Consider the following 9,828-nt stretch of genomic DNA (forward strand, 5'->3'; position numbering starts at 1 on the left):
ACACATCGCGGGGAAGGCCGATAGGGGCGATCTTGGCAGCTCCACGGTCCATGCATCGGTTGGATGCGCTCATACCGGGAATCCGGGCCGCAGCGAAGATAGGTGGCAGCGTTCGTGTCGCGCCGTCAACGGCTCGACTGATCCCCAGTCTCAGCAACGATCCGATGCCGGGCGAGTTGACCCTGGTGACCCTCGGTGTGGCCTTCGCCGCGAACGGATATTTCGTGCTGATCTATGACCTGCACAAGGACGGCATGACAGCTCCCTGACATGTTCACGGCCCCTGCTCGGTGTTCGCGAGCAGGGGCCGGAGCTGGAGCCTCGGGCCGATGCTGGTCGGGGGAGGGGGAGTGCTTAACAGCACCGGCCCGAGGGGCTTATGGAGTTAGGTGGCCGGCGATCCGGTTCGTCGCGCTCGGGGGTACGGGCGAACCGGACCACCGGCCTCATGACGACCTCTCGGCCACGCGCCCGTCCGGGGTAACGGGGGGCCGAGGTCGTCGGTTTACCTGGCCGCGGCCGGGACGCGGTCGGCCGCGTGCCGGGCGGGCGGCTGCGGCGCGAGCCCGCCGGCCACCAGGTGTTCGTAAGCCGCGCGCCACACGGTGCACGGCGCCTTCTGCTGCCGCCAGCGCGACGAGCACGCACGGCAGTTGCCGCGCTCGTCCGGCTCGTGCGCGGCGAGCATGGACCGCCAGCCCTCGGTCAGCCGGGGCAGCTCGGAGCGGGCCACCGACAGCAGTGACGGAGCATCCGCGTGATTGGCCAGTTCGGAGAGCATGTCGAGGCGTTCCCACACGGCATCGCGCAGGACCTGCCCGAGTATCTCGTCCACCGAAACGTCACCGTCACCTTTCCGCCTGCTCGGCGGCTTCGCGTAGGGCGGCCCGCAACTGGCCGAGCTGGCCGGTGGTCAGGACCGCCGTCTCACCGGGCGGCCCGACGAGGACCACCTGGTTGCGTTCGACGAGCACGGTGAGGGAACGCTCGCGGTTGATCACGTCACCGCAGCTGACCCGCCAGACCCGGCGGCCGGCGACCGATCCCTGCAGCTCAAGGGGTGCTGCCGGGGTCATCGCCGAGCGGACCAGTTCCACGGTGTTGTTTCCCTCCGTGCTCGAACACTTACAACCAACTACATTGGTGGTGGAGAAACGAGAATGGGTCGTCACAGCGCCGATCGGCGGCCGAACAACGTTAAACGGTCGGTAGAGTTCAGTAGAGCCGATCAGGTTCGCCGATCAACACTTCTCGAGGCTCGTGAAGTGCGCTTACTCTGCGGTTGACGCCCAGCGGACTGTGAGGGGGCGGCATGAACTCCACAGGTGCTCAGGCATCTCCCATCGTCCAGGAGGAGTGGGAGAAGCCGGAGATGCGCAGCGCGCTCGCCGCGCGGGAGGTCAGCACCGTTTACCGGCTGTTGCGTCGCACTGGTGTCTCACAGCGCCAGATCGCGGCGATGACGGGCCAGTCGCAGTCCGAAGTGTCGGAGATCCTCAAGGGACGTCAGGTCATGGCCTACGACGTGCTCGCGCGGATCGCTGACGGCCTGGGTGTCCCAAGGGGATACATGGGCCTCGCCTACGACGAGGTCACGGCGGTTCGCGTCGTCGGGACCAGGGAGGCCTCCGGAACGGAGGAGGACGAGTCGGTGAAGCGTCGGAAGTTCCTGGCGCATGCTGCCGCGGTTGCGGTCGGCGCGCATGTGCTTGGCGACGCGGACTCGGGATCATGGGTGTCGAACCCGGTGTTGACCCCCGCGCCTGGCCGGATCGGGATGACCGATGTCCGCCAGGTCGAGGCTGCGACGCGCGCACTTCGTTCACTCGACTACCAGTACGGCGGCGGTTTCTGCCGCGACGCCGTGGTCGCCCAGCTGTCCTGGGGGCAGCAGATGCTCGGCGCATCCGGGCCCGACCACGTCAAGAAGAGACTTCATGTGGCCCTCGCCGACCTGCACAACCTGGCCGGTTGGACCTCGTTCGACATCGGGCTCGTCGACTCCGCGCGCAACCACTTCGGCCGGGCGCTGGAGCTGGCCAAGGCCGGCGACAGCGATCAGCTGGTGGCCAACATCCTGTACCGGATGGGCCGGGTCTACCTGCACAAGGAGGCCCCGGACGACGCGCTGAAGATGTTCCAGCTCGGCCAGATCGCCGCCCAGGAGTCCGGTTCGGAGCTGGCCGTGGCAGTCATCTGCGCGAACCAGGCGTGGGCCTACGCGATGATGGGGCACGAGGAGCAGACCATGAAGCTCATCGGCCGCACCCGCGACGAGTGGGCCCGGGCGAACATGGCCGAGGCCGAGGACTGGGTCCGGTTCTTCAACGAGACCGACGTGTACGCCATGATCGGCACGGTGCACACGGTGCTGGCGCACAACGGTTTCCCGAAGCACACCCAGTACGCCATCCCGGCGCTGACCAGGGCCATCGAGTCCTACGGCGAGGAGATGGCGCGCAGCAAGGCGTTCAACCTCAGCGCGCTGGCCACCAACCACCTGCTCGACGGCGACATCGACCACGGCGTGAAGATCGGCAACGGCGCCGTGGACCTGGCCGAGCACCTGAAGTCCAACCGGGTCAAGGACCGCCTGAAGCCGCTGAAGGACGAGGCCGACAAGCGCCGGAACAACACTTCGGCCAGGGAGCTCTCGGACAACATCGGCAGGTTGTACGCCTCCTGATGCGGCCATGTCGTGAACGCGGAGTCGCCCGGAGGCATGGCCGTAGCGGGCAATGGCCTCTTCACAAGGGACAAGCTGGCTGAGGCTCTCGCGTCGGTGTGTGCGGCCGCCGGGCTGGACCCGGACGGGGCCGAACTGCTGCGGATGACCAACAACGCGGTGTTCCGGCTGGCCCGGCAGCCCGTGGTGGTGCGGATCGTGGCGTCCCGGGCGCTGCGGCACCGGGTGGCGAAGGTGGTCCGGGTGGCCACCTGGTTCGCCGGGCACGACGTTCCGGCGGTACGCCTGTTACCCGGCGTGGTGCAGCCGGTGCGGGTCGGCGGCCATCTCGCCACGGTGTGGGAGATGGTCCCGGCCGGCGGCGTCAAGCCCCGCGGTCGGGATCTGGCTCGGCTGCTGCGCCGGGTGCACGCGCTGCCCGCGCCGCCGTTCCCGCTGCCCACCTGGGAGCCGCTGGACGACGTGCGGCGCAGGCTCGACGAGGCCGACGGGCTCGACGACGCGGACCGGGAGTTCCTGCTGGGGCGGTGCGACGAGATGGCCAGCCGGATCGACGACCTGGATTTCGCGCTGCCGCCCGGCCTGATCCACGGCGACGCGCACCTGGGCAACCTGATCCCCAGCCCGTCCGGGCCGGTGCTCTGCGACTTCGACTCGACCTGCGTCGGCCCGCCGGAGTGGGACCTGGCGCCGCTGGCCGTCGGGGTGGTCCGGTTCGGTGAGCCGGCCGGGCGGTACCGGGAACTCTCCCGCACCTACGGCCTGGACGTCACCCGGTGGCCGGGTTTCCCGGTGTTGCGCGAGGTCCGCGAGCTGAAGTTGATCACGAGCGTGCTGCCGATCATGACCAGCCACCCGGAGGTGCGGCCGGAGCTGATGCGGCGGCTGGACGACTTCCGGCGCGGAGATACGTCTTCTCGGTGGTCCCGGTACACCTGATCGGGTGTACCGCTATGCTGCGTTTGTCGTAAATGAGGACGAACTTTCGGGGAAATGAGACCCAGCCGTGATCCACGGTTGGTGGTGCACGCTACCCTCCGTGGGAACTTTTTGACCCCGTTACGCAACGAGGTGGTTGGCCACGGTGGCCCGGATGACCAGCAGGGAGAGCAGGCGTGCCCGGCGCGCGCTGGACTCGGCGCGGGTCATCGACGAGGTGGTGAACAACCAGCTCATGCTGGTCTCCCGGCTGCCCGAGGAGGGCCGCCGCCGGGCCGCGGACTTCCTGGCCGAGTTGGTGATGCTGGCCCAGTCCTACCGGCACTACGCGCTCGGCTGGATCACCCGCCGGGAGCTGGAGCGGCGCGGCCTGGAGACGATGCGGCGGTTGTCGGCACTCCGTCAGCGGCGTACTCCAGCGCAGTTCACCGAACAGGACTGACCATTCGCCGTTAGCCCGATCCACCCATCGCGCGGGCTCCGAACGGCGCAGCGCGCTTTTTTGACGCCCGGGCAAGCGGTGACTTTCCGCCGCTGAATTGCAAAACCGCAGCTCAGGTCAGGGGAGCGCGGGCCAGCGCCACGGCGAAGCCGAACGCCAGACCCATCACGCCGAGCTCGAGCGCGGCCCAGCCGACCAGCGCGGTGGGCTTGTGCCGCACGATCGCCGGCAGCAGCCGCCAGCGGATGTTCGCACCCAGCGCGGCGAGCAGCCCCAGGCAGGTCACCTTGAGCAGGACCAGCAGGCCGTAGCGGGTGCCGAAGAGCGCGCCGAGGAGGCTCCGGTCCGGCGCCAGCATCAGCTCGACTGCGGCGTTGAACAGCCCGGTCCCGGCCACCACCAGCACGCAGACCGTGGCCAGCGTGGAGAACCGCGGCAGCGCCGTGACCAGCAGCCGGCGGTTGGCCGCGAGCAGCACCACCACCGCGCCGAGCCCGCCGGTCCACGCCGCCGCACCCATGACGTGCAACTCGATTGCCACCATCGTGACGTCGTGCCAGCGCCAGTTGGTGGCGTGCCCGGTGACCGGCAGCGGCAGCAGCGCGAACATCGCCACCGCGGCCCGGAGCTCCGCCGGCACGGTCTCGCCGAGCCGGACCGCCGCCAGCGCCAGCCCGAACGACACCAGCGCCAGCACGGCCACCAGCACCAGGGCCTTGCCGCCGCCGACCGCCGCGACGTAGTCGCTGATCGCGCCGAGCGAGACGATGCCGCCCGGGCGCAGCTCGGCGGTCTGCAGCACCAGCACGACCAGCGCGCACACCGCCCAGACCAGGGCACTGACCGCGGCCGCGCGCCGGCCGGCGAGGAGCACCGGCCCGGCGGCGGCCGGGCGGTCGAGCCCGATCAGGATCGGTAACAGGCTCAGGCCGACCGTGGTCACCGCGGCCATGTCCAGCAGCACCCGGGCCACCGGCAACCCGTACCGGACCACCGCGTCCGGCTCGGCCAGCCCCGCGACCGGTCTGGTCGCGGCGATGGCGAGGCCGACGAGCACCCCGATGATCGACGCCGCGACCAGGACCGTCACCAGGTGATACCGGGCGAAGGCCGTGGTGGTCCGGGCCCGGGTCATTCCTTCTCCGGTCCCTTGCCCATGCGCAGGGCCAGGACCAGGCCGGCGGCCAGCAGCACCGCCGCGCCCGCGATCCATACCCACGCGGGGACTCCGCCGCCGGACTCTCCGGACGCGGGAGTGGCCTCGCCGGGCTGGATGGCTGGTCCCGGCGTGCCGGTGCCGGCCTTGGTCAGGGTGAACGCGACCTCACCGTTCACCGGGTGGCCGTCCGCGGACAGGATCCGGTAACCGATCTTGTAGACCCCGGCCGGGCCGAGCGGCCGGACCGCCGCGGACACCACGTTGCTGGCGACCTGCGGCGGCCCGGCCTCCCAGTGATCGTTGTTCGGCCCGAGCACGGCGATCGTGTTGAGGCCCTGGCCGAACTGGACCGGCTGGTCGAACGTCAGCTCGACCTTGTCCGGCCCGGAGTCGACCTGGGCTCCGCTCCTCGGCGAGCTGCCGATCAGCGTGTTGTGTGCGGCGGCCGGGGTGGCGGACCAGAGCAGTGCGATCAGGGCCACCACCACCGCGCCGCCGACACGCTTGATCATGACCCGTCGCCTGCCTTGGCCGGCGCGACCGCCCGCCGGGCACGCAGGGTGGCGCCGGCCCCGAAGCCGAGACCGAGGGCGCCGACCGCCAAGCCGATGCCGCCGAGCCAGCGGGCCGTGGTGTCCGTGGTGCTGGCGCTGGACGACGTGTTGGCCGCGTTGGCCACCGGCTGGGAGTTGCCGCTGGCCGGCGCGTCGGCCATGTGGTCGTCGGACTTGGCGGACTTGGCCGCGAGCGCTACGACCGGCGCCGGGTGCTCGGGCTCGGCCGCGCCGGCGGCCGGCGGCGCCTCGGTCCAGCTGACCACCCGGCCGCCCTCGTAGGTCTGCAGTGCGGGGATGACCAGCTTGTCGGTCTCCGGCATCGGGCCGCCGGAGACCTCGAACTCGGCGAACTCACCCGGTGCGATGCGCACGCCCGGGTTGGCCGTCCAGGTCACCGTGCTGACCGCCTCGGAGATCTCGGCGTCGTCGGTCTTGATCGGCTGGGCCAGCTTCGCCTTGGTGACCTGCGCGGTCCAGCCCGGGACCTGCTTGGTGCTCAGGGAGGCGATCGGGTGGTCGGCCGGCAACTTGATCTCCAGCTTGATCGTGCCGGCGGTGGCGTCCTCGTTGGGCACCCGGAAGGTGATCTTGGTGTAGCCGCCCTGCGTGGCCGTCTCGCCGATGACCCGGGCGGTGACGTGGGCCGCGGCGACGCCGCCACTGAGCAGGACGGCAACGCCGGCGGCCGTGACGACCAGGCCGAACCTGGCCGCCTCTCGCACACGATGATTTGTCGACATAGAGATTTAGCTCCTGAAGGATATGTGGGTGAAGCCGGTGACCAGGGGTCAGGTCACCGGGTGGGGATGGGGTTCAGGAGCTACCTCGGTGGGCCGCGCCGGGCGCTGACCCGGCGCAGAACGATCTCCAGCAGCGGCCCGGGGCGGGCCGGAACGATCAGGGTGGGGCCGATCGCGGCCGGCACCGGCGCCAGCCGCAGCACCTGGAGCGGGCCACGCAGCCGGGCCAGCAGCGAGGCGAACGCGGCGACTCCGGACGTGGCCCGGCCGAGCAGGATCGCGATGATCACGGTGGCGGCCGCGTGCCCGGCGAGCATCGCGGGGCCGCTGACCGGTGGTGGCCAGGAGTGGGCACCGTGCGCGTGGGCGCTCTGGGTCAGCAGCTGGTGCATCCCGAGCTGGATCGCGGCGACGGTGGTCAGCAGGGCGACCGGACCGCGCAGCCGCACGGCGAGCGCCGTGCCGGCCCAGGCGATCAGCGCGGTGATGGGGATGACCAGAGCCGTGTCCGGGTGCCCGCCGCCGGCGAGTCCGTGCGCGGTGATCGCGAGACCGGTCGAGGACAGCGCGAGCAGGACACCGCTCACCGCCTGGTGCGCGGGACGCGCCCGCCTTGCCCTCACGACCCCTCAGCGTATGCCCCGGCGGAAGAGGCCTGGTTTCCGCCGAGGTAACAGGATCGCACGTCGAGGCGCTCCAGGATCTCCTGCTCGAGCCGGTCGAGCTCGGCGGCGACGGCCTGGTGGGCGGCGCGGCGCCGGGCGGTCGGCATCCGCTCGGCGGCCCGCACCGCGGCGGTGAGCTGGCGCAACCGGGTCTCGGTGGTGGCGGCGAACGTGCCGCCGTCCCGCACGTCTCCCAGCGCCGTGGCGATGCCGGCGATGCGGGCGTGCAGGGCGCCGCCCCGGCCGGAGTAGGTCGGCAGGTCGTCGACGGGGATGCCGAGCCGGCGGGCCCGGATCCGGTCCCAGCGGTCCCGCGTGCTGCCCGCGGCCCTGGTCAGGTAGGGCGTGATCACCGGCAGCACGGCGGTCCCGACGATCCTGGTCACGGCGATGGCGTTCTTCGCCTTGGCCGGCGTGATCCGTGGCGTGTCCGCCGCCTTGCTCTTCCTCCGGAAGGACATGCTGCGAAACCTACTGGTAGTTACCGGCCCGGGCGCCTCGAAGGTGGGTGTTCTGTCGGGGGTGACCTCTAAGCTGCGTACTGTGAACAACCTGGTGCTCCTGGATGCCGGCGTGGTCAGCCGCTGCCGGCGGCGGGTGCATCTCGAGCACGACCCGGACATGCGCGACGCCGCACAGGCGCCCTCCGACCCGGCCGGCGAGCAGCGCAAGGCCGACGCCGAGGCGCACCGCCGCTCCATCGCCGAGGAGATGGCCGGCCTGATCGGTCCGGACTGGACCTGGATTCCGGCCGGTCCCGACCTGCGCGGCAGCGACCGGGAGTTCGCCACCGAGCAGGCCATGGCCGCGGGCGCGCGGTTCATCTGGGGTGCGCAACTGCCGCGGGACCCGGCCGGCGGCCGGCGCGGAAGCATCCACCTGCTGGTGCGCACCGGCTCGGGCTATGTGCCGATCCTGGTGGTGCGGCACAAGGTCACCGACCCCGGCTCCGGCGCGCGCACCTCGCCGCTGCACGACCCCACACCGGCCGCCGGCAGCGCGGATCCCGCGCGCAAGGTCCGCCCGCAGCCGCGTGACCAGCTGCGGCTGGCGCACGCCCGCCGCATGCTCGAGGCCAGCGGCCACGCCGACCGCGACCTGCCGCTCGGGGGCGTGGTCGGGCTCGACGGCGACGTGGTCGTCTGGCACGACCTGGAGGCGCCGACCTGGCCCGGCAACCGGACCGCGCTGGCCGAGTACGACGCGCGGTTCGCCGACCGGCTCGCCGTGGCCGGCGCCGCCGCCTCGGGCGCCGAGGCGCTGGCGGAACCGTCCCGGATCGTGGAGTGCCGCACCTGCCCGTGGTGGACCATCTGCCGGGCCCAACTGCTGGCCGACCGGGACGTGAGCCTGGTGGTGCGCGGTGAGGAGGGCGCCAGCCTGCGCGCCGCCGGCATCCGCACCGTTGATGACCTCGCGACGCTGGACCCGAATCTCGACGGCGAGTTGTTACCCCCCACCGGCATGCCGCTCCCCGACGCGGTGGGGCTGGCCAAGGCGTGGCTCGCCGACCTGACCGTGGTGCGCCGGGTGCCGTGGGTGGCGGTGCCGCGCGCCGACGTCGAGGTCGATGTCGACATGGAAAGCTTCGGCGACGCGGGGGCTTACCTGTGGGGTGCGCTGCTGTCCGGAGTCGACGTCGGCGAGCGCCCCGGCTACCGCGCGTTCGTGACGTGGGAGCCGCTGCCCACCGACGACGAGGCCCGTTCGTTCGCCGCGTTCTGGCAGTGGCTGATGGTGATCCGGCTGCGGGCCCGGGCGCGCGGGCTGAGCTTCCGGGCGTACTGCTACAACGAGCTGGCCGAGAACCGCTGGCTGCTGTCGTCCGCCCGCCGCTTCGCCGGCAAACCCGGCATCCCGAGCCTCGAACAGGTCCAGGCGTTCATCGACTCCGACGCCTGGTTCGATCTGTTCGGCAGTGTTCGCGACCATTTCCTGTGCTCCCACGGAAAAGGGTTGAAGACAATCGCTCCGGTCGCCGGTTTCACGTGGCGGGACGCCGAAGCCAGCGGCGAGAACTCGATGCGCTGGTACCGCACCGCGGTCGGCATGGACGGCGCCGGCCCCGACCAGGCGCAGCGCGTTCGCCTACTCGAATACAACGAGGACGACGTCCGCGCCACTATGACCCTCCGGCATTGGATGTCGTCACCGGCGGTGAATCAGATTCCGTACGTGGGAGACCTGTAGGATCGTCGACCCAGACGACCCGGACATCGTTGCCATTGAGCCGAAGTAGCGCGAGCAGCTGCCAGACGGAGCCCATCGTGCCCCGCATCTTGATGTTCGGCAGCTCGTAGTCGATTCGGTCGGGGAGCGCGACACCGCAACCCATCACGGCACTGTCCCACAGGTCATAGTGGTCGAACTCAATCAGGAGGAAGCGCGCTGTCATATTGCCACTATGGCAAGGGTGTTTCCGCGTCTCCCAGCGTGAAACATCATCCGATTGAGTGAAAGCCATCCGGCGGTGTGGCTGCTATTGATGACGATGTGGGAAGGTAACTAGTCAGGCCGCCGCGTCGTCATGATGAGATCGCGGGCAGCCAGGGGCGGCCCTCGGCGAGCATGACGAGGACTTCGAGGAAGTGTTTGCCGTGTTTCGCGGCGGTGGATAGGTAGCTGCGGATCGCGCAGAAC

The 9,828-nt window shown here is 70.8% G+C and carries 12 protein-coding genes; 5 read left to right on the plus strand and 7 right to left on the minus strand.

Translation table 11 applies throughout. The features are described from left to right. Window positions 1-269 (plus strand): hypothetical protein (locus VGR06_RS27140; RefSeq protein ID WP_327561970.1); only part of this gene is annotated, 269 nt, incomplete at its 5' end. A gap of 236 nt (window positions 270-505) precedes the next feature. Here the strand turns inward: VGR06_RS27140 and VGR06_RS27145 are convergent. Together VGR06_RS27145 and VGR06_RS27150 are read right to left on the minus strand one after the other, a co-directional pair. After that, complete coding sequence (locus VGR06_RS27145; RefSeq protein ID WP_327561971.1) at window positions 506-835, minus strand: hypothetical protein; 330 nt, start codon at window positions 833-835, stop codon at window positions 506-508. Window positions 836-848: 13 nt separating this feature from the next. Continuing rightward, on the minus strand, window positions 849-1,097 hold the full coding sequence (locus tag VGR06_RS27150; RefSeq protein WP_414637339.1) for a hypothetical protein: 249 nt from the start codon (window positions 1,095-1,097) through the stop codon (window positions 849-851). Between the two features lie 215 nt (window positions 1,098-1,312). On the opposite strand from VGR06_RS27150, the gene VGR06_RS27155 reads away from it, so the two are divergent. The 3 genes from VGR06_RS27155 (at window position 1,313) to VGR06_RS27165 (ending at window position 4,067) form a co-directional block, all read left to right on the plus strand. Then, window positions 1,313-2,686: a helix-turn-helix transcriptional regulator gene (locus VGR06_RS27155; RefSeq protein WP_327561972.1), complete on the plus strand. Its 1,374-nt coding sequence runs from the start codon at window positions 1,313-1,315 to the stop codon at window positions 2,684-2,686. A 36-nt stretch (window positions 2,687-2,722) separates the two neighbouring features. Further along, window positions 2,723-3,625, plus strand: coding sequence for an aminoglycoside phosphotransferase family protein (locus VGR06_RS27160; RefSeq protein ID WP_327561973.1), 903 nt, complete (start codon window positions 2,723-2,725; stop codon window positions 3,623-3,625). A gap of 154 nt (window positions 3,626-3,779) precedes the next feature. Then, a complete protein-coding gene (locus VGR06_RS27165) occupies window positions 3,780-4,067 on the plus strand; it encodes a hypothetical protein (RefSeq protein WP_327561974.1) in 288 nt (95 codons plus the stop codon). A gap of 112 nt (window positions 4,068-4,179) precedes the next feature. Here the strand turns inward: VGR06_RS27165 and VGR06_RS27170 are convergent, their stop codons facing one another. The 5 genes from VGR06_RS27170 to VGR06_RS27190 all read right to left on the minus strand — a co-directional run bounded on the left by VGR06_RS27170 (window position 4,180) and on the right by VGR06_RS27190 (window position 7,649). Then, window positions 4,180-5,202: a copper resistance D family protein gene (locus tag VGR06_RS27170; RefSeq protein ID WP_327561975.1), complete on the minus strand. Its 1,023-nt coding sequence runs from the start codon at window positions 5,200-5,202 to the stop codon at window positions 4,180-4,182. Continuing rightward, entirely contained in the window at window positions 5,199-5,738 is a 540-nt protein-coding gene (locus VGR06_RS27175; RefSeq protein ID WP_414637340.1) for a copper resistance CopC family protein, read from the minus strand. Before VGR06_RS27175 ends, VGR06_RS27170 begins: the two co-directional genes overlap by 4 nt. Beyond that, window positions 5,735-6,505 carry a YcnI family protein gene (locus VGR06_RS27180; RefSeq protein ID WP_327561976.1) on the minus strand — a complete coding sequence of 257 codons (771 nt, stop codon included), beginning with the start codon at window positions 6,503-6,505 and terminating at the stop codon, window positions 5,735-5,737. Before VGR06_RS27180 ends, VGR06_RS27175 begins: the two co-directional genes overlap by 4 nt. A gap of 98 nt (window positions 6,506-6,603) precedes the next feature. Further along, complete coding sequence (locus tag VGR06_RS27185; protein WP_327561977.1) at window positions 6,604-7,146, minus strand: hypothetical protein; 543 nt, start codon at window positions 7,144-7,146, stop codon at window positions 6,604-6,606. Continuing rightward, complete coding sequence (locus VGR06_RS27190) at window positions 7,143-7,649, minus strand: DUF6474 family protein (protein WP_327561978.1); 507 nt, start codon at window positions 7,647-7,649, stop codon at window positions 7,143-7,145. The genes VGR06_RS27185 and VGR06_RS27190 overlap by 4 nt, the downstream gene beginning before the upstream one ends. Window positions 7,650-7,731: 82 nt before the next feature. On the opposite strand from VGR06_RS27190, the gene VGR06_RS27195 reads away from it, so the two are divergent. Next, window positions 7,732-9,378 carry a TM0106 family RecB-like putative nuclease gene (locus VGR06_RS27195; RefSeq protein ID WP_327561979.1) on the plus strand — a complete coding sequence of 549 codons (1,647 nt, stop codon included), beginning with the start codon at window positions 7,732-7,734 and terminating at the stop codon, window positions 9,376-9,378. The last annotated feature ends 450 nt before the right edge of the window (window positions 9,379-9,828 follow it).

Source organism: Actinophytocola sp. (assembly GCF_036002505.1).
Classification (GTDB): Bacteria; Actinomycetota; Actinomycetes; order Mycobacteriales; family Pseudonocardiaceae; genus DASYTH01.